Annotated in this window: 16 protein-coding genes; 8 read left to right on the forward strand and 8 right to left on the reverse strand. The window is 50.7% G+C overall.

The features are described from left to right. Positions 1-55 precede the first annotated feature (55 nt). Entirely contained in the window at positions 56-2,440 is a 2,385-nt protein-coding gene (locus EA58_RS08570; RefSeq protein WP_036751419.1) for a PilZ domain-containing protein, read from the reverse strand. Between the two features lie 216 nt (positions 2,441-2,656). Between EA58_RS08570 and radA the strand changes: the two genes are divergently transcribed. Continuing rightward, on the forward strand, positions 2,657-4,045 hold the full coding sequence (gene radA / locus EA58_RS08575; RefSeq protein WP_036751421.1) for a DNA repair protein RadA: 1,389 nt from the start codon (positions 2,657-2,659) through the stop codon (positions 4,043-4,045). A 3-nt stretch (positions 4,046-4,048) separates the two neighbouring features. On the opposite strand, the gene EA58_RS08580 is transcribed toward radA, so the two are convergent. Next, positions 4,049-4,420 (reverse strand): PilZ domain-containing protein, encoded by a 372-nt coding sequence (locus tag EA58_RS08580; protein ID WP_036751423.1) that lies wholly within the window; start codon positions 4,418-4,420, stop codon positions 4,049-4,051. Between the two features lie 705 nt (positions 4,421-5,125). Beyond that, positions 5,126-6,793 carry an energy-dependent translational throttle protein EttA gene (gene ettA / locus EA58_RS08585; protein ID WP_036751425.1) on the reverse strand — a complete coding sequence of 556 codons (1,668 nt, stop codon included), beginning with the start codon at positions 6,791-6,793 and terminating at the stop codon, positions 5,126-5,128. A 283-nt stretch (positions 6,794-7,076) separates the two neighbouring features. Between ettA and sltY the strand changes: the two genes are divergently transcribed. Beyond that, on the forward strand, positions 7,077-9,014 hold the full coding sequence (gene sltY, locus EA58_RS08590) for a murein transglycosylase (protein WP_036751427.1): 1,938 nt from the start codon (positions 7,077-7,079) through the stop codon (positions 9,012-9,014). A 103-nt stretch (positions 9,015-9,117) separates the two neighbouring features. Beyond that, entirely contained in the window at positions 9,118-9,444 is a 327-nt protein-coding gene (trpR, locus tag EA58_RS08595; RefSeq protein WP_036751429.1) for a trp operon repressor, read from the forward strand. Positions 9,445-9,549: 105 nt separating this feature from the next. Here trpR and yjjX read toward each other — a convergent pair whose 3' ends face one another. Next, positions 9,550-10,104 (reverse strand): inosine/xanthosine triphosphatase, encoded by a 555-nt coding sequence (gene yjjX / locus EA58_RS08600; RefSeq protein WP_051641963.1) that lies wholly within the window; start codon positions 10,102-10,104, stop codon positions 9,550-9,552. Between the two features lie 122 nt (positions 10,105-10,226). Beyond that, positions 10,227-10,868: a helix-turn-helix domain-containing protein gene (locus tag EA58_RS08605; RefSeq protein WP_036751601.1), complete on the reverse strand. Its 642-nt coding sequence runs from the start codon at positions 10,866-10,868 to the stop codon at positions 10,227-10,229. Positions 10,869-11,647: 779 nt separating this feature from the next. On the opposite strand from EA58_RS08605, the gene EA58_RS08610 reads away from it, so the two are divergent. The 5 genes from EA58_RS08610 to EA58_RS08630 all read left to right on the forward strand — a co-directional run bounded on the left by EA58_RS08610 (position 11,648) and on the right by EA58_RS08630 (position 19,455). Continuing rightward, positions 11,648-14,077: a DUF3772 domain-containing protein gene (locus EA58_RS08610; RefSeq protein WP_161781023.1), complete on the forward strand. Its 2,430-nt coding sequence runs from the start codon at positions 11,648-11,650 to the stop codon at positions 14,075-14,077. A 956-nt stretch (positions 14,078-15,033) separates the two neighbouring features. Continuing rightward, the gene (locus tag EA58_RS08615) at positions 15,034-15,465 is read left to right on the forward strand and encodes a hypothetical protein (protein WP_036751431.1); all 432 of its coding nucleotides are present in this window, start codon (positions 15,034-15,036) and stop codon (positions 15,463-15,465) included. Further along, positions 15,452-16,993 (forward strand): OmpA family protein, encoded by a 1,542-nt coding sequence (locus EA58_RS08620; protein WP_036751433.1) that lies wholly within the window; start codon positions 15,452-15,454, stop codon positions 16,991-16,993. Before EA58_RS08615 ends, EA58_RS08620 begins: the two co-directional genes overlap by 14 nt. 2 nt (positions 16,994-16,995) lie before the next feature. Next, entirely contained in the window at positions 16,996-18,609 is a 1,614-nt protein-coding gene (locus tag EA58_RS08625; protein WP_235199580.1) for a hypothetical protein, read from the forward strand. Positions 18,610-18,618: 9 nt separating this feature from the next. Beyond that, positions 18,619-19,455, forward strand: a complete 837-nt coding sequence (locus tag EA58_RS08630) for a hypothetical protein (protein ID WP_051641965.1) — start codon at positions 18,619-18,621, stop codon at positions 19,453-19,455. A 214-nt stretch (positions 19,456-19,669) separates the two neighbouring features. Here the strand turns inward: EA58_RS08630 and EA58_RS08635 are convergent, their stop codons facing one another. From EA58_RS08635 to EA58_RS08645, 3 genes are all read right to left on the reverse strand, one after another. Further along, on the reverse strand, positions 19,670-20,530 hold the full coding sequence (locus tag EA58_RS08635; protein WP_036751435.1) for a GIY-YIG nuclease family protein: 861 nt from the start codon (positions 20,528-20,530) through the stop codon (positions 19,670-19,672). A 122-nt stretch (positions 20,531-20,652) separates the two neighbouring features. Beyond that, complete coding sequence (locus tag EA58_RS08640; protein WP_036751437.1) at positions 20,653-20,889, reverse strand: hypothetical protein; 237 nt, start codon at positions 20,887-20,889, stop codon at positions 20,653-20,655. A 42-nt stretch (positions 20,890-20,931) separates the two neighbouring features. Continuing rightward, positions 20,932-21,633 carry a M48 family metallopeptidase gene (locus EA58_RS08645; protein ID WP_036751439.1) on the reverse strand — a complete coding sequence of 234 codons (702 nt, stop codon included), beginning with the start codon at positions 21,631-21,633 and terminating at the stop codon, positions 20,932-20,934. Positions 21,634-21,637 lie beyond the last annotated feature (4 nt).

Genomic DNA, 21,637 nt, shown 5'->3' on the forward strand with positions numbered 1-21,637 from the left:
GCTTGATATATCCGTGATATCGTCCTTCCTGTGTTCTCGGGAAGGACGTTCGTGGTCACAGACCCAGCCGCAGTAAGACCTCATCTGTAATGTCGTAAAACTCTCCGAAACCTGTCAGTGAGGTAAACTCGATTTCCAGACCTCTGGCCCGATGCATCGCAACCCGGGACAGTTCGGCCAGTTCCTGGCTGATCAGCGCTGTGGTCGGGTCCATGACTGGAACTGCGGCGATTCGTATTGCCATGAAGTGTCCTTGCTCGCGGGCCTGTTGGGCAAAGCGGCGGCGGCTTTCTCCGGTTGGGAAATCATCGAAGAGTTTGCTGATCACTTTGGGCTGGGCACCGGACTGAGGCAAGATCGCCAGATACAGCTCACGCACATAAGGCTGGCTGACGGCGATCGGACGCATGGGTTCGCTCAGCAGTTGTTTGACCCGATTCTGGAAGATTGGCGCGAGTGAGAGCCGTTTCCCATCGCCGAACTGAAGTAACAGCTTGCCCAGTGTCGGCAGTGGTTTGTTCGCACCCATCGCGCGGACTTTGACCTGATTGTCGATTTTCTCACAGAAAAACGGCAGGCAGTTCAGCCGGGTTAACAACATCTGGTGCATCGCCAGCAACAGCGGACCGGCGGGCATAATCTCTTCGCTGACCGGCAGACGCGCCTCATTGTGTTTGATCAGGCGGCGCAGGAAGTGTTCACTGCGCGTCGCATCATCCCCATTTCCGGCTTCGAACTGAGCATTGCGCCGATCCGGGCTGAGACGCACAACCTGATAAGGGATACGTCGCAGCGGTGCTTCTTTAGCCATTTTCAGCAACTCATCGAAGGTCACTTTGATTTGGTCGCCGCGTTTGGCTTCTAAGGGTTCGGCAAGGCGCAGGTTCAGCCCTCGCGTGGAAATATCCAGGGTGTGACCACTGAGTGCGATGCTTTCCTGGCCGTCTTCAGCCTGTAGCTGAAGGGTGACCGGCGTTTTGAACAGAAAGCGGGATTCGCTGCGCTGTGGTTTCGGGTCGAAATAAATCGCCCGGCTACTGGAAACCGGATTACGCGGGTGACGAAACGTCTGCAGGTGTTTGCTTGGCAAAGCCGGCTTTTCGGTCAGGCGGTAATCATGTCGTCCGGCAAGGTTGGTCAGATCCTGTAAAACCCCGATGTGGGTCAGGGTCGACAGTGTTTCCAGCAGCTCAGGAGCCATCTCCTGTAGCTGGTTCCGGTCGTCCTGACTGATTGGGTACAGGGTCAGCCGAATCACCCGCCAGCTTTCCCGCGCTGCGCCAATATGCCAGAACAGTTGCCGCTCCTGAACGTCCATCTCCGGCAGGGCTGCCGAATAAAAATAGGTTTTCTCTTCATGCTGATGGGTAAAGCTGTAGATCAGAGTGCTGCACTGGCTGAGCCCCTCTCGGCCCAGTGTGCTGATCCGCTCTTCAGACAGCAGATGATTGATCACCGACTGATTGCGTTCGTCATGCCAGTGTTCCCAGACATGGCGGTTATGCTCGGTCAGCAGGCAGTATTTCAGTTCATTGCCGGCGAAGAACATCGGGATGCTGCTGGTATGTTTCAGAAAACAGTGCTCATAGCCCCGGGTTCGGGTCTGAATGATTTTATCTTCATAATTGCGACGTGAGCGGTTTGAGGCCATTTTCAGACGGGCTTCGATGGCGGCCTTGATGGCCTCGCTTGGCTCAACCAGCACCAGACGCAGCCAGGTGAAGCTGTCATTGTCTGCATGGGGGGTGACGCCCAGTACCCGGTAAGTGATCCCCTGCATCAGGCGATCGTCTTTCAACTGCTTGGCCAGGTCGGGGAAGTAGGCCGTGACCATTTGTCCTTCAAAGTAACGGAAAGCCGAGGAAACCCGAAAACGCGCGCCCGACGGGGAGATATCAGCTGTGGTGCCGTTGACTTCCTGTGAATAAGGCAGCATCAGAACAACCGGGGTGGTGAGCTGGACCCGTTGTTCACTGCGGCTGAGGTGGTAGCCAAAACGCAGCAGTTCTGCTGAAAATGGCGAGGTTTCTTCTGCGACGGGCGCTTCCTTCTCTGCCGGCTGGGGATCCTGTTGCTTCTGTTGTTGCTGTTGCTGCATGACCCGGAAGTTATTGCGGGTGTTCATCAACGACTCATACAGGCCGATCCGGTACTGCTCGCCATAGGCTTTGATGCGTCGGCGGTACAGATTCATCGCCACATCATCCAGCCAGTGGGTCATCCCGTGCAGTTCATACGGACGGCATTCACCGTTCACTTTGCCACGCAGATCAACGGCCTGACGGCAAGGGGCCATAACCCGGTTCAGTTCCATTTTGACCTGCAGGCGGGCCGGGCCACTGAGATCTGCGGTCAGGTGCAGAAACAAGTCGTTGAAATCCTCGCTGTCATAAGCGGGCAGCAATTGTTCAATCAGTCCTTTGTATTCATCCAGCAACATAGTGGTTTTAGCAATCGGTCTCTATCGGGTATGATTTCCAATTGTGCAGTAAAAATGAAAATTGTCATAAGCTTGTGGACGGAAAGTCTGGCCTGGCGCATATCCTGGCTGTTTATTCGTCATTTTGTTACACCTGCTCTGATTGCAAGGCTGGCTGAGACGAGGCCAGGCAAATCCGGCAGGCAGATCACGGGCTTAGGCCACTGAAGGGTTACCATGGCGAAAACCAAAAGAGCTTACGTCTGCAGTGAATGCGGCGCTGATTTTCCACGCTGGCAGGGGCAGTGCAATGCCTGTGCTGCCTGGAACACCATTACTGAATTTACGATTCCCAAGACGAAATCTGCGCTGGGCAGTGTCGGGGGCGGCGCAGCCAGCAGTTATGCCGGTGCGTCGACCAAAGTACAAAAGCTATCTGAGGTGGAAAGCAAGGATCTGCCGCGTTTCAGCTCCGGGATCTCCGAATTAGACCGCGTGCTGGGCGGCGGGATTGTGCCCGGCTCTGTATTGCTGCTGTGTGGTGATCCGGGCGCAGGGAAGTCCACTTTGCTGCTGCAAAGTATTGGTGCTGTGGCTGGGGCGCGTGAAGCGCTGTACGTGTCCGGTGAGGAATCCATCCATCAGATTTCCCAGCGGGCCAAGCGGCTGAGTACTCCCAATATCGACAAGATTCAGGTGGTCGCTGAGACCTCGGTCGAGCAGATCCTGCACCATATTCAGGAGCAGAAAGCTGAATTCGTGATTATCGACTCGATTCAGACCATGACGGTGGCCCATAACGAATCCGCTGCGGGTAGTCCGAGTCAGGTGAAAGAGTCTGCGGCGGCACTGACCCGATTTGCCAAGACGGAAGGCGTGACCTTCATGATTGTTGGCCATATCAACAAAGACTCGAACGTTGCCGGTCCAATGCAGTTGATCCATATTGTGGACGGTCTGTTTGCGCTGTCATCGACTTCGGATGAAAAATTCCGGGTGTTGCGAACGTCGAAAAACCGCTTCGGGGCAGATTCAGAATCCTGTTTCTTTGCCATGACGGAAACCGGGATGAAGCAGGTGAAGAACCCGTCGGCCATCTTCCTCAGCCGTTCGAATAAAAACCACGCTGGTTCTGTGTGTACCACGCTGTGGGAAGGGACCCGGCCGCTGCTGGTGGAGATCCAGGCGCTGTGTAACCAGTCGCTGACGGAAGTGCCGCGACGGCTGAGTGTCGGCTATGACTCCAACCGACTGGCGATGTCCATTGCGGTGCTGGCTCGTCACGGCGGGGTGATGCTGTCGGACATGGATATTTTCGTCAACTGTGTCGGTGGGATCCGGATTGAAGAAACCTCGGCGGATTTGTCGGTGCTGCTGGCGATTTTTTCCAGCTTCAAGAATGCGCCGATTCCGCAGGATGTGCTGGTCTTCGGGGAAATTGGCCTGAACGGGGATATCCGACCGTCGGCCAATGGCGTGGAGCGGATCCGTGAAGCCGCGAAGCAGGGCTTTACCCGGGCGATTATCCCGAAAGCCAATGCCAGCCGTTCGCTGCCGGGCATCGAAATTATTCCCGTCGAGGATTTGCAGGAAGCCCTTGGTGCATTTGAACGGGTCGCCGGTTAGCGGCTACTCATCTTCGGCCAGATCGGCGAGGTGTTCCAGCTCGCGGTGGAGCAGGGCATCATCGCCGATATTGAGTTCAATCAGGCGGCGCAGGTGCGAAATGCTGTCGATGTCGATATTGACGATCTTCATGCGCAGACTTTGAGGATCATAGGCCACCAGCTCGGCGGTCATTGTCAGGTGAACATCAGTTTCCGGCAGGACAATATCGACCTGGAACTCCGGGTCATCGCCGGGTTGCCAGCCGTCGGGACAGGAAAGCAGGATGCCATGAAGAGAAATATCTTTCAGGGTTGCCGACCATTGCGCACCAGACTGGCTTAACTGAGCCGGTGCCTGATAGACGATGCGGATAAAATGCCGTCTTTCTTTCATTTTCTGCGCGCTCCCTCAGGAATTCATACCTTCGAGTGTAGGGCCATCTGGCCCGCTTGCCCAAATGATATAACTGTTTGTTGATTGCGACTTCAATGCGCAAGGGAAATCATACGGGGAATAAACGAGCATCTTCGTTTTCCTTTATCCTCCGCGAAGGCTTATTTTTCCTGTTCAGATTCTTTGTGTGTATTAAGTTTTGTGTTTTTAAATCAACATGTTACTGTCATTCTCGCGCAGGCGGGAATCCACTGGGCACGAGATGAAAGTAATCTGCCAGAATCATTTTGCCCCTTATTTTCCGTGTCGTTCTTTCTCAAAAGTCACTGGTTCCCCGCCTTCGCCTGTCTTTTCTACATAAATCCTTCGATAAAAACTGATGTATTTTTGTTAAAAATCAATCAACTAGCGTCATTCCCGCGCAGGCGGGAATCCACTGGGCACGAGATGAAAGTAATCTGCCAGAATCATTTTGCCCCTTATTTTCCGTGTCGTTCTTCCTCAAAAGTCACTGGTTCCCCGCCTTCGCGGGGATGACGGGAGGGAGCGGGGATGACGGGAGGGAGTGGAGATGACGGGAAAAAATGAAAAAGTGGGAGGTCGTGTACGCCGGGATGAAAGTCTCGTGTTGTATGGTGATCGGTCATCAAAAAGGCCGCCCGGAGGCAGCCTTGTTTTTCTCAGAGCGGCTTTACAGAGGGAGCATTACTTCGCAATGCGCTTGTACTTGATGCGGTGTGGCTCAGCAGCCTGTGCACCCAGCGTTTTCTTCAGCCAGTCGGTATACTCGGTGTAGTTCCCTTCGAAGAAGTTCACCTGACCTTCATCACGGTAGTCCAGGATGTGGGTCGCGATCCGGTCCAGGAACCAGCGGTCGTGCGAGATCACCATGGCACAACCCGGGAATTCCAGCAGAGCCTCTTCCAGTGCACGCAGGGTTTCGACGTCCAGGTCGTTGGTTGGTTCGTCGAGCAGCAGTACGTTGCCGCCGGCTTTCAGCAGTTTCGCCAGGTGGACACGGTTCCGCTCACCACCGGACAGCTCGCCGATGCGTTTTTGCTGATCGCTGCCTTTGAAGTTGAAACGGGACACGTAAGCACGGGACTGAATCTCGAAGTTGTTGATGCGAATCACATCGTTGCCTTCAGAGATTTCCTGATACACGGTATTGGTATCGTTCATGCTGTCGCGGAACTGTTCCACGGAGGCCAGCGTCACGGTATCACCCAGCTCGATGCTGCCTGAATCCGGCTGTTCGGTGCCGCTCAGCATTTTGAACAGCGTCGATTTACCGGCACCGTTGGCACCGATAATGCCCACGATTGCGCCTTTGGGCACATTGAACGACAGGTTGTCGATCAGGACGCGGTCGCCGAAGGACTTGGTCAGACCGTTGACTTCGATGACCTTGTCACCCAGACGATCACCCGGCGGGATGAACAGCTCGTTGGTCTCGTTTCGCTTCTGATGATCTGTGGTGTTCAGCTCTTCAAAGCGGGCCATACGGGCTTTGGATTTTGCCTGACGACCTTTTGGATTCTGACGAACCCACTCCAGCTCTTTCTCGATGGTTTTCTGACGCGCTTTTTCCTGAGAGGCTTCCTGCTTCAGACGTGCATCTTTCTGCTCCAGCCAGGACGTATAGTTGCCCTGCCAGGGAATACCTTCACCACGGTCCAGTTCCAGAATCCAGCCTGCGGCGTTATCCAGGAAGTAACGGTCGTGGGTAATCGCAACCACGGTGCCGGTGTAATCGACGAGGAAACGCTCTAGCCAGCCCACAGATTCTGCATCCAGGTGGTTGGTTGGTTCGTCGAGCAGCAGCATGTCTGGTTTTTCCAGCAGCAGGCGGCAGATCGCGACACGGCGGCGTTCACCACCGGACAGGTGCTTGATTTGGGCATCCCACTCTGGCAGACGCAGGGCATCAGCAGCACGCTCCAGCGTGTTGTCCAGATTATGACCATCTTTAGTCTGGATCAGCGCTTCCAGCTCGCCCTGCTCTTTGGCCAGGGCATCGAAATCAGCATCAGCTTCGGCGTAAGCGGCATACACCGCATCCAGACGTGTCAGGGCGTTCTTGACGTCAGACACCGCTTCTTCAACCACTTCGCGGACGGTTTTTTCCTCGTCCAGCACAGGTTCCTGTGGCAGGTAGCCGACATTCAGGCCCGGTTGTGGACGGGCTTCCCCTTCGATGTCCGTATCAATCCCGGCCATGATTCGTAGCAGGGTGGATTTACCGGCACCGTTCAGGCCCAGTACGCCGATTTTCGCGCCAGGGAAGAAGCTCAGTGAAATATCTTTCAGGATCTGTCGCTTCGGTGGCACAACTTTGCTCACCCGCGACATGGTATAGACGTATTCAGCCATTTCCGTAAGTCATCTCTAATCAATGGAGAAAGGGGTATTTTAACCATTCTGGCCCTAAGTTTAACAGCAATGTCTCACAATGATGGTTAAGATGAATAGATGACCGTTCTATCAAGTGGACGCCTTGGGCGGTGGATTGAACGTGTGCAAATTGGAGCGCAGATCAGAAAATTGAAGGTTGTTTTCGCTTTCTGACCTGAGCCTGACGCCGGGCTGACGTTGGGTGTGGCAGGGAAAGCTAACATATTGAGCGCAGACAATAATTTAGCTTGAAAGGAGACGTATGCAGTCTGAAGCAGTTGTGCACCGTCGTGGTCGCTGGATGTTGGGTCTTGGGCTATGGGTGCTGCTGGGTGGAGGCGTTGCGCAGGCCGCTTCGCTGGAGCAGCAAAGATCGTGGTATGAGGCTGCCAAAGCGGCACTGGAAAAGAATGATCAGACTACTTACAAGTCGTACCGTTCGAAACTTGATGGATATCCACTGACTCCCTATCTGGATTACCGGCAGTTTCAGGACGGACTGGCCCGTCGGAAACCGGCGGACGTCCGGGCTTTCATCAAAAAATATCAGGATCTTCCTTTTACCATCAAGCTGGGCTACGCCTATCTGGACGAGCTGGTTGATGCCAAACGCTGGCAGGACGTGGTTGATTTTCAGCAGGAACCGCCATACCGGGAAAGTTATCAGTGCCAGTATTACTACGCGCTCAGTAAAACCGGTCATGCAGCGGAGGCCTGGGAAGGTGCGAAGTCTTTATGGCTGACGGGACAGTCGCTGGATGATGATTGTGATCCGCTGCTGGACGTGTGGCAAAAAGCGGGGATGCGGAGCAATCAGCTGATTCTGGATCGGATGCTGCTGGTGTTTGATGCCGGCAATTTCGGTTTGCTGAAGTTTCTGGATAAGCAGTTGACCGGTAAAGCCAGCCAAACAGGCGATATCCTACTCGGACTGTACAAAAATCCGGAAGGGGTGGCAGATTTTGCCAAACGCAGCAAGGTGACTGCGTTTAACCGTCAGCTCAGTATGCTGGCGTATCAGCGACTGGTGTTTTCAGACGCCAGTGCCGCACTGAAACAGTTCGGGCAGGTGGTTGATGGGCAGAAGCTCAGCGCTGAACAGACACAGGCGCTGTCGGATTTCACGGCTTCCCGGCTGATGGATACCGAGGATCAAGAGCGAATCCGCTGGCGGGATGAGGCGCTGCGAAACAGTCGTGATGACGGTCTGATCGAGCGGCGGATCCGACTTGCCCTTCGGGAAGCCAAATGGGCGGAGGCGCAGACGTGGATTTCACAATTGTCTGAAGAAGAACGGAACACCCTGCGCTGGCAGTTCTGGCAGGCGCATTTGCTGGCGAAAAACGATCCTGCGGCTGCGAAACCCAAGTATCAGGCGCTGCTCGGAGAGCGGAATTTCTACAGTGCCGCAGCGGCAACGGTATTAGGAGAGAAAATCGACTTTCCCGTCCATACCCTGACCGAAGCAGAGCGGGATGTGACTCCCTACTTACCGGCGCTGAAACGGATTGAAGAAATGCTGGTCCAGGAGAAGGTCTATGACGCGAATCTGGAATGGTGGTATCTGCTCAAAGATCTCGACCCGAAAGCGATCTGGCCGCTGGCAGGATATGCTGATCAGCATCACTGGCACCACCTGACGGTACAGGCCACGATTTATGGTCAGATGTGGGAGCATTTGTCGCTGCGTTTCCCGCTGGCATTCAAGGATCAGTTTCAGTCCTTCGGGCAAAAGCGTGACCTGCCGATGACAACCATGATGGCGCTGGCCCGGCAGGAAAGTGCACTTAACCCTCAGGCGATGTCGCCGGTGGGTGCACGGGGCTTGATGCAGCTGATGCCGGCAACGGCTAAGCACACGGCCCGGAAGCTGGGGTACAAGTACAAAGGGACGAATAGTCTGTTCGAACCTGAGGTTAATATCCGTCTTGGCAGTGGTTATCTCAAGATGATGCTGGCACGTTACGATAAGAACCGTATTTTTGCCTTTGCGGCCTATAACGCTGGGCCAGGGCGGGTGACGCGCTGGCGTGAGATCAGTGATGGCAAGCTGGACGTTTTTACCTTTATGGAAACCATTCCGTTTGGTGAAACACGTGGCTATGTTCAGAATGTACTGATGTTTGAGGTGTATTACGACAAACTGACCGGACAGCCAACGGAGTTACTGACTCCCAAGGAACTGAACACGCAGTATTGAGACGGAAAGTCGATATCGGCTCCGGTTCAGGGTAGAATCCGGTCAGCGATAACCAGCCTGTGCAGCACTCCCTGTTTTGCACAGGCGAAGACTGAGGAAAACCATGTCATCTCAAGCCGATACGCCGGACTTTACTGACTGGCAGCAAATTGTGTCTCTGTTCCGTCAGGCTTCAGCCGAGGGAAAAGATGAACTGTTGTTGCGCCTGTTGCTGACGCCGGATGAGCGTGAATCGCTCATTGCCCGGGTGAACATTTTTCATGAGCTGCTGAATGGTGATCGCAGCCAGCGTAAAATCAGCGAATTGCTGGGGGTCGGCGTGGCGACCATCACCCGCGGCTCGAATGAGCTGAAGCATCATGATGCTGAGATCCGCACCTGGCTGTCGGATATCCTGAAACAACAGCAGGAAGAGCAGGCAGGGCAGTAAAGACAGGCTCGTAAAGATAAGGTCGTACAGACAGGAAGGCTGTGTGTCTGACTGACAGCACAAGACGAGATGCACCGGTTCCGAGAGGGCCGGTGCTTTTTTTGCTTACTCTGATGGGTAAAGGGCCGGATTCATAAATGGGATCAGCGCCAGGATCAGTGCCTGCTGATAGACGCTGCTGCGGCTGAGCCGGTGGCCGGTCAGCATGGCAATCGCCCCACCTTGTTGCTTCACATTCTGTTGCTGGAACATGTCATCCATCACATCGCCCAGCTCTTCTCCGTCATGGAGACGTGCCAGTGCCTGAGGCGGCAGAGGCAGGGACGCTGAGCGTGACTCTCCTCGCCGCTGTCCATTATCGATCACCATCCACGCAAAGGTAGCGCCTTCGTCAAGGCCAGCTTCCAGGCTGACGTAGAAATGGGCATCTGGCTGCTGTGACTTGGCATGTTCAACCCGGTTGCGTGCCCCGGCGAGGGTTTCATTCGCGCACATTGGCTGAGCGCGGACACCGCTCTCGACCGCCAGTCCCTGGATGTGCAGCGACTGAGCGGGAAAGACTTCGCAGAACGCTGCTTCAACGGCACGGATTTTCGCTGGGTTGGTGGAGGCAACGATGATACGGATGTCAGTGGTGGGGGCGGGTGTCGCAAAATGCATGGCATACTCCTTCATTTTCACGCCGCTATTGTACGACTTGAAGGGGCGCTGTCACCCCTGACTGACGAAACTGGATGAATTTGTGAGTCAGGGGAGGAGCGACAGGATCACCAAATTCGGGATCAGATGCGGTCGAATGACCAGTCGGACTGAATGATATAACCGTGAATTTTAAACTCGTCGTGATTGACGAACAGGTTTGGAAAATCTGGTTGTGAGGTGGAGAAGACGACACCGTCTGCCAGCTGCGTCATATGGTAAAAATCGGGTTCACTGCCGCGAACAGAGGCAAACACCGGTTGCTTCGGGCGGTAGGGCGCTTTTCGAGTTGCCAGTGCATAGCTGCCCAGTGGGGCGCATTGAGCAATGTTTTCGTTATCGACCAGCAGGCCCAGGCAATCTTCGCGATCCAGATGTTGTGGAATCGCGCGCTTGCTCAGCACCTCGACATTCCCGCCGTCGCGATAAGACAAATAGTCTTTACGATGGATGATTGGAATGTAAGTTGACGTCGAATGATGTCCCTTTTCGTGGCTGATCGCCGTTGTTGCCTGTGTTCCGGAGTCAATCTGACCCGTTAGGAGGTAACTGATTGATGTATTGAGGGTTTCTGCGATTTTTTCCAGCTCGCGTACCTCAATACCGTATTTACCGGATAGTTTCCGGCTCATTGTCCCTTGTTGAAGACCCAGTGTTTCACCGAGTTGTTTTTGGCTGATCCCTTGGATCTTTGCCAGGCGCTTAATTCGCTCTAAATATTCCATATGAATGGCTTCCCGCTCGCAGTGAGAATGAATGCGAAAGGCATTCGCAAAAGTCATAAATTATTTTACTGATATCCTTGTCTAAAGGCTTTACTCAAGCTGAAAAGTGCGATGGATTTCGTTAAAGGAATATGGTTTTGCACTTGGTTGGGTAAAAAAGGGTACAATATTTTCTCAGTAAAATAAGCCAGGAAGGAAAGTTGACCTGCCAGCTGTGCATAAAAATATCACATCAATCTTCCCCAAGAAATAAGCTTATTGCATGAAAAATGAGGTTTTGTGCATATTTTATGATATGCAACCCAAGGTTTTCTGATATTTTCTCTCAAAGGTGTGAATCCGGTCCCAAGCAGTTAATTGCTTTTCTTTTTGTAAACGATTTCATATCGCTTCTATTTCTGTGTGAATTATCTATAGATAATTCTTATATTATTCCTCTTGCGTATGATTCCAGGTGTGCTTTGACTCATTTGGGAGGCGAAGGTCGTGAAATGGGTAAAGGATGCCCGAATGATTTGTTTCTCTTCTTGGGGGGCGGATGATGCTTGTCTGTCCTCTCATTCGGTGTCCTCTCATTCGGTGCCCTTTCATTCGAGGGGGCTTTGTTTCCAGACCGTCCAATCCAGCCTGATTTCTTAGCCTTATGACGTCTGGTGCGATTGCCTTCGCTTAAGCTCATGTTGTGTTCCTGTGTCTGGATGCGATGCATGCAAGCTTTGATGGGGTGGCAAAGTGCTGACCAAAAGCGCTGGCAAACACTTTGCCGGAGGTGTTGGCGGGTGTGGCTTTTTCTTTATCTTATGCTGGGATGGCTGAATGCCGGGCTTGTTGTTGCGGAAGAAACCGAACTGAAAGCCTTGCATCAGAAAGAACCTTATGTCAGTTGGGATCAGACAGCCTCACAGGCCAGGAATTTACTGAAATTCCCGTCTGTGGATACCGCGAAACTGGAACAAATCCGGGCGACATTGGCTGAGCAGCGGGCTGAGGCATATCAGTTGTCGCAGGATAAATCTGTAGATGTGCGATGGCTGGAAGCACAGATCAAATCGCTCGGCCCGGAACCCCAGGACGGGGAAAGTGAGCCGGAGGTCATCGCCAGCCGCCGGGCGGAACTGGAAAATGAACTGGCGACTGCCAGCGCCCCCATTTTTCTGGCAGATGCCGCTTATGAACGGGCTAATCTGTTGGTCGGGGAGGTGGATAAATTGATTCGTCGGCAGCTCACCGAGAAGTTGCTGGATAAAAGCCCGACGCCTCTGTGGCCTGGACACTGGGGCGATGCGCTGAGAGAGCTGGGTCAGTATGGACATCAGGTCAGGGCTGAGTTTCAAACCATCAGGCAAGACGCAGATAAAGTGCAGGCCATGACAGCTTCCATCCTGCCTTTTGCGGTCCTGACGGTTGTGGCGGTGCTGCTCATGATGCTGGTTCAGCCTTGGGTGATTAACCGGCTGGATCGCTATAGTCACAGCCTGCGCCGTAAGAGCCACATTCTGGCCTGTGATGTGTTTTCAACCTTGCTGAGACTGGTCTTTCCGTTGCTTTCGGCGTTGTTATTGCTGGCCGCGATCGGGCAACTGAAGCTGCCGCTGCCCTCGGCGCAACTGACGATTCAGTCGCTGGCGGGCGCGGCACTTTATCTGGTGGTCAGTCACTGGCTGGGTTTTTTGATCTTTCGGCCTCAGGTGCCGGAGCAGCGGATCATCCATCTGGATGATGCTTCAGCCAGAGAGGGAATTCATATCTGCCAGTGGCTCGGCGTCTTTCTCGGGTTGATTATTTTACTCACCGCCTGGAAAGGCGACTATGCCTTTTCTGCTGCCAGCTCGGCCTTCTTCACCCTGCCGGTGATTCTGTTCGGTAGCTGGCTGATGTGGCGGCTGGCGCAGCTGTTGCGAAAGGCGGCACACCGGGCTGATGAAACTGAACCGGAAAGTGAGCAGGCCAGCCATGTCAGCCGTGGGGTGCTGAATGCGCTGGTCTGGCTGATGAAAGCTTCCAGTGTGCTCAGTGTGGTGTTTGTCTGTCTGGGGTATGACAGTCTCGCGCGGCAGGCCATTATTCCGATGGTGATGTCGATCGCGTTGCTCGCCTTTGCCATGGTGATTTACTACGGTCTGCTGAATTTTATCTCCCGGATATTCGGCAATACAGACAGTCCGGCTGCGGCTGATGACGCCGGCGTCAGTGAGAGCCTGCTGCCCATTGTGCTGATTGTGATTATCTTTCTGTTGTTTGCCCCGGCGCTGGCACTGACCTGGGGGGCGCGAGTGACCGACATTGCAGAAGTCTGGCGCTTGTTGTCTGACGGTATTGAACTGGGGGATGTTCGACTGTCGCTGGATGTCATCATCACCTTTCTGGTGGTGCTCTTTGCCGGCGTGCTGCTCACCCGCTGGATTCAGTACGTTCTGCGAAATTCCGTCCTGCCCAAAACCAAAACTGACCCCGGCGCTCGCATCGCGATTGTCACTGGGCTGGGTTATGTCGGTTATACGCTGGCAATGATCATTGCCGTTTCAGCCGCCGGACTGAATCTGTCCAGCCTTGCCGTGGTGGCTGGGGCGCTGTCGGTCGGCATCGGTTTTGGCTTGCAGACGATTGTTTCGAACTTCGTCTCTGGCATCATTTTGCTGATTGAACGGCCCGTCAAAGAAGGGGACTGGATTGAAGTCTCCGGCCACTCCGGCTTTGTGCGCAAGATCGCCGTGCGCTCTACCCGAATCGAAACGTTCGACTTACAGGACGTTGTGGTGCCGAATTCTGATCTCATCGCCGGGATCGTGAAGAACATGACCCTGCGCTCGAACCACGGTCGTCTGGTTGTCCCGATTGGTGTCGCCTACGGCAGCGACCTCAATATCGTCAGGCAAGTCCTGATGGATGCGGCGCAAAAGCACGCCATGATCCTCAGTTACCCCGCACCCAGCGTTGTATTCACGAATATGGGCGATAGTGCCCTGCAATTCGAATTGCGTTGCTTCGTCCGAGATATTAAAGAGTTCATGATTGTGAAATCTGATCTGCTGTTCGACATCTACCAAACCCTGACGGAGCAAGGCGTGAGTATCCCATTCCCACAACGGGATGTGAGCATTAAGGGGCTGGAGAGCTTGGTGAAGGCTTGGGGAGAGCCGAACGGACGATTTGGAGCCGAAAGCGGAAAAGAAGGAGGAAAAGATGGCGAAAAAGAAGATGGGGAATAACACTGGTGTGCCGATCGCAGCATGAGCAGCAGCACGAGTTGCATGGTTTCAGCCCATCATCAGGTTCAGCACTGGTGGCGCTAATGATGGGCTGAGCAGGGAAATCTCAACAAATCCAACATAAATCATAGCAACTGATTGCATCTGAGGGTATATTATCGATATCTATATTAATAAAGCGGATTCAACCCGAGCGATTGACCTAAAATTCAACGTTTTGATTCATTTCAGATCATTACATCTTAAAAGTTTGAAGTGAGTGAATTGACTCAGATGAAGAATATGCATGATGAAGTCACATCTGATGAAATGCTTCGTGCTGCTAAAATTTGAGCGGCCGAAATTGGCGTCGTCTTTATTTAAGTCGGCAGTATTCGGTGAGACTATATTTGAAGCGTTGAGATTCGGATGCTTATATTTTGATAAACTGAAAAATAAATCGACGATGCGCATTTGTTAGAATTTTTGTCTTTTATTCACGAAGCCAACCCGTGTTCTTAGCACAAATGCTGTGCGTCATCGGTACAGGTTGCAGCGTTCATGGATCGTAGTCATCCAGGGAATACCAATCCCTGAGAGCGACGGGGGAAGGTGATGAAAATATTATCAATGATGCTGTCAATAAATATCAGCACAGTGTTGTTGGCGCTTATTTTTCAGCCAGCGGATCGTTGAATGAGAACAATCGTTGCGCAGGACGCTTTTGTGGTTATTTGAGGCGTTTGTTATTTGATGCGTTTGTTATCTATGGGCAAGATTGACAAAGTGTTTTTTTGTGTTAAAAATTGCACGCTTACCAGCACATTTTTGTGATATAAATCAAACCTCTATATAAAGCTTGTTTTGTTTTTGTTTGAAATTGAACTTTGGTTATGGACAGACTCTCTTCGAATGCTTTTATTATCTTTTTTTAATCCTTTATTTCATTTTGTCAGGGAGCGCTAAGGACAGCGATCATGCGCTTTACAAAAATTTTTCTGATCACGATGACTATCATCATCGCGTTGTTGATCCTGTCATTTCGTGCCAATGAATGGATGTCACCTGTTACCGTGGATTGCCCTATTCTTCAAGGCAAACTACAAATGGGAGAGGAAGTGACGACATTTCACTACGACTTTGGCTCTCAGTCCATCACCTTAACAACAAGCTTTAATCAGTCATTACAAAAACTGGGAATGCCACCTTCGGTCAAATATAAATTCACTATTTTGTCATTAAAAAAACGGGATGAATCCTGGCATTTTCATTTGCGTGAACAACAAAGCAATTTAGAGCAGACATTGGTGCTGAGTATGCGTGGCGAGCACTACGGTATTCAATGGGCAAATGATCATTCCAAGCAAATTAATTATCAATGCATGGTAGGAAAGAATGCAGAACATTAAAAAAGTGGCATTGGTTGTCAGCGCCTCACTCGCGCTCACAAGCTGTTCCAGCACAGGGGACTACGGTGGTATCAGTACCGCAACATGGATTGGATGTGCGGGCGGCATGATTGTTGGCGGTCTTGCAGGGAAGGCGATCGGCGATAATCAAGGTGCTTTGATTGGTGCCGGGATCGGGGCATTAGTCGGTTGTTCCGTTGGCTTTTTTTGGGCACAGCGTGAAGCGAGTTTGGCTGAAGCGGCGGAAAAACAAAATGTGGATGTTGAGTTCGAGCGCATTGGTGCAACGGAAGACGAGACCGTTGAAAGCATGGTGATGGTTCAATCCAAGGCCATTATTCAAGCGGAAGAAGCGGGTGATACGAAGCAGATTGAGCAGGTTGTTGACGGTTCAGATGTTGTCGGACTCTCCGCAACCGTGAAGGGAGACATCTTCCGCACAGGTCAAACAAGCATTTCAAGCCGGAAGCATAAGCAGTTTTTCAGAGAGTATTCTGAAACGATGAAATCGAGTGGCAGTGCCGTATTGATTGTGGGTCATACGGACAGCACTGGATCGGCGAAAGTGAATGCGAACGTTTCTTTAAAACGCGCCTCGAGTGTTGCTGCTGAACTGATTCGAAATGGTTTTCCACCAGAGAACATCTATGTTTATGGTGCGGGTGAGTCTCAACCGATAGCGACAAACAACACCGCAACAGGCCGCGCAGATAATCGACGGATTGAGATTGTCACGCTGGATAACAAGCCTGAGTATGTGTCCAGCTACATCAAATATAAAGCGACGGAGCCAGCTTACGCCAAGCTGCGGACGACAGATAATATCGCCAAGCGAAGCAAAACGGTCACCCAGCAGGTTGCTCAAGGAAAGGCCAACTCAGACGCGAGCTCGAAAGCGATGCAAGAAGTCTTTGGGAAAGAGCATCAGCGCAGTGCGAAGAGTCGTTCCTACATTGATTTTGGTGGTGAAGTCTACCGAGGGCATGAGGAGAATCTGTTTACCTATATTGGTGCCAGAAATCTGAATCGCTTCTCTATTATTGGTCAGGCCGTTGCAAGTACGATCGAAGAAACCTCTTGTGTTTACGATGAGCCGACAGTCACCACACCATTAATGAAATATAGCGAACACCGGGTTCGTACCACAGATTACCTGCCGGGAATGAACCGCACCGCATGGGGCGGTAAAGTGAATGAACATCTGGTGGCGTTAGCGCCGCTGGCCGTCGATAAGTCAACGCTTGAAGCGACAGAAACGCCAATGGTGTTTGTATACGAGCAGTATTCTTCAAACCCGAAAGCGAAGGCCATTAAAACGAAAAAGAATGTTGACGTTAATATTTATAACGGCACAGAAGGGGTCATTTATCGAGCCTTTATTCAAGACGAGAAATACCCAATTAAATGTATCGATATTGCAGTGAATAAGAAGCATCAAAACGGGAAGTTTAGTGCTTTTGCGGGAAAAATTTATTATCAAGGGCCAAATGGCTTGATGATGGCAGATTATAAACCAGGGAAAATTTAATCATGAGTGAATTAATGAGTTGGCTATTGCTGAACCGTGCATTGTTTGCCGGCGTTGTTTCAGGGTTTGTTTTATTAGCCACATATATCTACAAACGGGACGTGATCAATCTTTATCTGAAGGCGTTATATTATCGTCTGCCTTTTATTGGCAAGAACGCACGTTTATCAAAAAGACTCGGCATTGACGATCAACACTGGTTTAATTCAGAAAAAGAAGTTTGTAATAGCTTTGTACCTTTTTACGATCAGTACTCCACTGATGCGTATTATTACGAAGAATCGAGCCGTTACCTGAATAAAGTGGGAGATACGGGCATTTCTCCGATGCAGTGGTATACGTGGCTGGGTTTGTCCATCATGGTGCTGATTGAAGCGGCGGGTTTTGCCTATGTTTTGGCTGGCTTTACGATTCAGGATGGAAGTGAATCCATTCAGATCCAGGCGGCGATTGGTATTGCACTGTTGATCAGTGTTCTGCTTGTCGGTTTTACGCATGCGATGGGCGGGGAATTATACCGCAACCAGCAAATCGGTAAGGTGCGCCTGCAATGGAATCATGATCCGAAGAAGCCGGGTGTGATTTCACCAGATTTAAATGTTGGTCTGAAGTCGAAGACAAACTCGCTTGATGATGCAGAACCAAGCTGGAAGCAAATTGCAAACCGCTTAGCCAAAACCAATGCCGGTTTTACGAAGTCATGGATGATGAGCATCATCACGATTGCTTTCATTTCGATTGTCGCTGTTGGTGCAACTTATGTGCGTGGCCAGGTGCTGGAAAAGCTGGCGATTGAAGAAATTAGCGGACATGAGCAGGAAGGGATGGGAAGTGTCTTTGCGATTGAAGACCCATTTGCAGAAAGTGCGCCTGCCGAGCTGACGAGCTATAACAAAGAAGCAGAAAATAAAGCGTTTAAAGACGCGATTGATGCCCACAAACGGGGCGGCTGGATGACGTTTATTATGCTTGCCGTCATTTTCGCAGCCATGCAGGCCTACAGTATCTACCTCGGCTTTAAAACGACCTTCTCTGGTAAAGAGTCGGCAGCGGCATATAAGGCGACCTATAAGTTCCCGAATGTGAACAGCTATAAAGAATACTACGCCGCGAAGCAGGCCAATGTAGAGCAGGTTGCGCAAAGTGTACTGGCACATCTTCAGAGTAAGTTGGCCATTCGTGCGCACAAGCATTCAGGGGAGCAGCATGTGATTCATGCGGCAAATCACCCTTCAAGCCGTAACTTTACGAATTACTACAAGCTGCGATTGCTCAAAAATTCTGAAGCGCCAGTGGTGATCCCATCACAGCAGCATGGTTTTCAGCCTGTGACTCAACCAGCAGCGCCACAAGTTCAACAAGCACCACAGGTGCAACAAGTACAGCAAGCACAACCGGTGATCCAGCCTGGAGTGCAACCTGAACCGAAAGAAGTGCTGGTTTCAGATGCGTTTCTCAGTGACGTGGACATCATCCAAAAAGTGAAAAACAATGAGCTTGATGGTCTGACCGATGAGCAAATTGTGAAGGCGCTGAAAGCAATCAACAATGAAGCGAAGCCAGAAACTGCGGAAGAGCGTTTAGCTCGCTTGCAACAACAAGCCATGTCTTCTTAAGTGATTCCCATGAAAAAAATTAAATTATCTTTTCTGACGATGGTGGCTCTGATGAGCCACTTTGCAAGTGCTTCGACGCTTCGCAATGACGTACCAAGCTGTACTGAAACGGTGCCATCAGAGTATTACCAATTATCGAATGAACGTGAATTTGTCATTTTAGTTGATAAAACAATGGCGCATTCCTTAGATAAAGAGATTAAATCTGAGTTGTATCAAGGGATAAAGCGTTTCATACAACCCGGTGATAAAGTGCAATTGGTCGAGTTCTCTTCATTTGTGCAAGACAGTTACATTAAAGTGGCATTTAATGGTCAACTTGACACGCCAATTCATGATGACCACAAAAAGTACGTGAAGAAATCAGTCCTCAAGCAGCTAGATAAATGTTTGGATAAACAGCATCAGTTCATGTTAAGCAAGCTGGGACAAGGACTGAAATCTGCATTTGAGGCACAAGCGAAACCAACGAATACGGAATTAATTGGCGCGCTGAGTGATATTAGTAATCAGATCTTAGTGAACTCGACTGCGCAGCGTAAAGTGGTGCTGTTAATTAGTGATATGTTAGAGAACTCTGATATTTCATCGTTTTATAAAAACAATAAAACGCAATTGATTCATCCGGCACAAGAGCTTGAGAAATTCCGGGCCTCAGAAGTGTTTGCGAACTTCAATCAGGCCGATGTATATGTGATTGGCACCGGTGTGATTCCTGGCAATCAACAGTACATTTCGTCACAGAAAATGAACCGACTGGAAAGGTTCTGGAAAGGATATTTTGAACAAAGCAACGCAAAATTGCTGGGCTTTGGCAAACCGATGCTCTTAACCGACATCCAGTAAGGCTGAATCAGGCAAGAGAGGGCACTCTGGCACCCTGATGGTCAAGGTGGCAGGGTGTCCTTTCAATAATCGCAGTACCTAGTCTGGCGCTGAATGTGTTCAAAGCAGCTCGCAGACGACTCCCCACTTTCCTTCCTGAGATCGCTTCAGGGTGCCGGATGGGCACCTTTGGGTTGAGATGTTTGACATGTGCAGTTGAGCGTGAAACGGATGACTAAATTGCCATCTCGATTTCTTTCAGCGATCGGCCTTGTGCGTCGCGCCAGTATTCCGGCCCGCTGCACGGATACCCAAGCAAAACTGCTGAGGCCTGCGAAGCGCTGGTAAATAAAATATCATCGGTGGCAATCAGCTTGTCATCGTTCTCGACTAATAAACCTTTTTCTATCAGGTTGGCTCTCAGATTGGTATAGCCAATCGAAAGACTCTTTTGTATTTCTGGTAATGCTTGAGAGTTTTTGAGGACGACGATGCCTTCATCGGTTAACTTGGCAGTCGCGTCGATTTTTTTAACTTTCAGTTTTAACAGGCTTTTCTGCGGCGCTTCGGTTTCCTGAGGATCAAAGATGACTTTCGGCTCAAGTAATTTATGGCCCAGAGAGCCAATCACAACGCGGATGCTGTCGATAAATGTTTCCATCGCATCTCTGTCTCCACGTGGCAAAGAGGCCGTTGGTGGGCGTTTGTCATTATCCAGCGCGTAGCGGTTCGATGACATGACAATCTCGATGAGCCGGGCTTCTAAGTATTTCACATGAGCTTTGGTCAGGTTTTCATCTTTGTTGGTAAAGCAGATTGCTTCATTCCAGAAATCTTTTGCCGCGATGTGTTGCTGTAATCGCCTCTGGATATGCTCTGCTTCACCAATGTAGACAAGGTTTTTGCCCGTATCGGAATCAAACCCAAACAGAAAATAGACACCAGGTCTTTGTGTTTCTTCCCAGTCCGTCAGATCTTTGACATGAATGCGGGGGACAGCAATGGCTTGTCCGGTCCAATTGACAATCTCTGCATGGCGAATGCCGGTTACCGTTCCGTTTGCGAGATAAATTTTGAGCTGTGTGCCACGCGCCATTTGAAAAGCCTTTGAATTTGTAGAGTTTAATCCCAGGCATGCTAATACGAATGTATTGTCATTTCCATCGATTACTCTGGAAGGTTGAGCGTAGTCTCTGGTGAGTGGGCACGTTGTGCTTGTTAGCAGCGGCCTTTCGATTGATGCTTAATGAGTGTTTTGTTCAGGAAAATCATTGATTGCGTACATTGCCCATCACTACACATAGACCTAACTTGCTCTAGATATTTGTCACTATAACCATTTTGCCAAATGCCTTTCTCAATAAAGTTATCCAGTTGCTCATCCTCGCCGTAAGTTGCACCTACGAACCAAGCAGTATCTATGATTTCTTTTACAGTGTTTTCTATTTGACTCATGGACTTAAATCCTTATCTATTTCTTGTGAGAGAACGCTAGGGTTAAATCCCCATACCAGAACGCTCTACCTCTTCATGCAGCTCTTTCCAGTCAGGACAATACTTGGCGACTAGTTTCCAAAAGTTTTTGTTGTGGCTTTTTTCTACGGTATGGCATAGCTCATGAAGGATTATGTAATCCATCACCTTATTGGAAAACTCCATGCAACGAGGGTGAAACTCCAGAACATTGTTCTCGGTACAGTTAGCCCAACGTGCATCAAACTTTTTTATGTGGAAAGTTGTGGCTTGCATACCCGTTTCCTGCTGCCAATAGCGTAAGCGAGAAGCAACTTTCTCTAGGGCTTTCTGTTTGTAGAAACGCTCCAACGCTGGTTTGAATCGCTCACGGCTGACGAAGTGGCCTTCGGGAGAAAGAACTTTAAAACGGCTTTGGTTAAACTTCACTTCTACCGTCGATAGCTCTGGCGCAGGGAGCACCTCACAATAGAAAGAACGACCACGATAAGGCGCTCGGCTACCTGTGACTATTTCCTCTTTTAACGGTTGATTGACTTCCGCTAAGCGCTTTTTAATCCATCTTGCTCTGTAACGAATCAGCTCACGTTGCTCATCCTCAGAGGCTCTTGGGCCTCTGAGAAGAACGGTCTTCCCTCTTTCTACAGTAACGTAGTGGTGACTGAGTTTTGAGTCGAGCTTAAATTCCCACTCGATTTCAGTTGTACCGTATTGAAAAATTGGCATGTGT

Source organism: Photobacterium galatheae, from assembly GCF_000695255.1.
Taxonomy (GTDB): Bacteria; Pseudomonadota; Gammaproteobacteria; order Enterobacterales; family Vibrionaceae; genus Photobacterium; species Photobacterium galatheae.

What these genes read in the sequence shown, in the direction of transcription:
- EA58_RS08640 (WP_036751437.1), bottom strand. Translation starts at nt 20,889, where the DNA reads ATGAGTCAAATAGAAAACACTGTAAAAGAAATCATAGATACTGCTTGG.
- ettA (WP_036751425.1), bottom strand. Translation starts at nt 6,793, where the DNA reads ATGGCTGAATACGTCTATACCATGTCGCGGGTGAGCAAAGTTGTGCCA.
- EA58_RS08605 (WP_036751601.1), bottom strand. Translation starts at nt 10,868, where the DNA reads ATGGAATATTTAGAGCGAATTAAGCGCCTGGCAAAGATCCAAGGGATC.
- trpR (WP_036751429.1), top strand. Translation starts at nt 9,118, where the DNA reads ATGTCATCTCAAGCCGATACGCCGGACTTTACTGACTGGCAGCAAATT.
- EA58_RS08635 (WP_036751435.1), bottom strand. Translation starts at nt 20,530, where the DNA reads ATGGCGCGTGGCACACAGCTCAAAATTTATCTCGCAAACGGAACGGTA.
- EA58_RS08625 (WP_235199580.1), top strand. Translation starts at nt 16,996, where the DNA reads ATGAGTGAATTAATGAGTTGGCTATTGCTGAACCGTGCATTGTTTGCC.
- sltY (WP_036751427.1), top strand. Translation starts at nt 7,077, where the DNA reads ATGCAGTCTGAAGCAGTTGTGCACCGTCGTGGTCGCTGGATGTTGGGT.
- EA58_RS08615 (WP_036751431.1), top strand. Translation starts at nt 15,034, where the DNA reads ATGCGCTTTACAAAAATTTTTCTGATCACGATGACTATCATCATCGCG.
- EA58_RS08570 (WP_036751419.1), bottom strand. Translation starts at nt 2,440, where the DNA reads ATGTTGCTGGATGAATACAAAGGACTGATTGAACAATTGCTGCCCGCT.
- EA58_RS08580 (WP_036751423.1), bottom strand. Translation starts at nt 4,420, where the DNA reads ATGAAAGAAAGACGGCATTTTATCCGCATCGTCTATCAGGCACCGGCT.
- EA58_RS08620 (WP_036751433.1), top strand. Translation starts at nt 15,452, where the DNA reads ATGCAGAACATTAAAAAAGTGGCATTGGTTGTCAGCGCCTCACTCGCG.
- radA (WP_036751421.1), top strand. Translation starts at nt 2,657, where the DNA reads ATGGCGAAAACCAAAAGAGCTTACGTCTGCAGTGAATGCGGCGCTGAT.
- EA58_RS08630 (WP_051641965.1), top strand. Translation starts at nt 18,619, where the DNA reads ATGAAAAAAATTAAATTATCTTTTCTGACGATGGTGGCTCTGATGAGC.
- yjjX (WP_051641963.1), bottom strand. Translation starts at nt 10,104, where the DNA reads ATGCATTTTGCGACACCCGCCCCCACCACTGACATCCGTATCATCGTT.
- EA58_RS08645 (WP_036751439.1), bottom strand. Translation starts at nt 21,633, where the DNA reads ATGCCAATTTTTCAATACGGTACAACTGAAATCGAGTGGGAATTTAAG.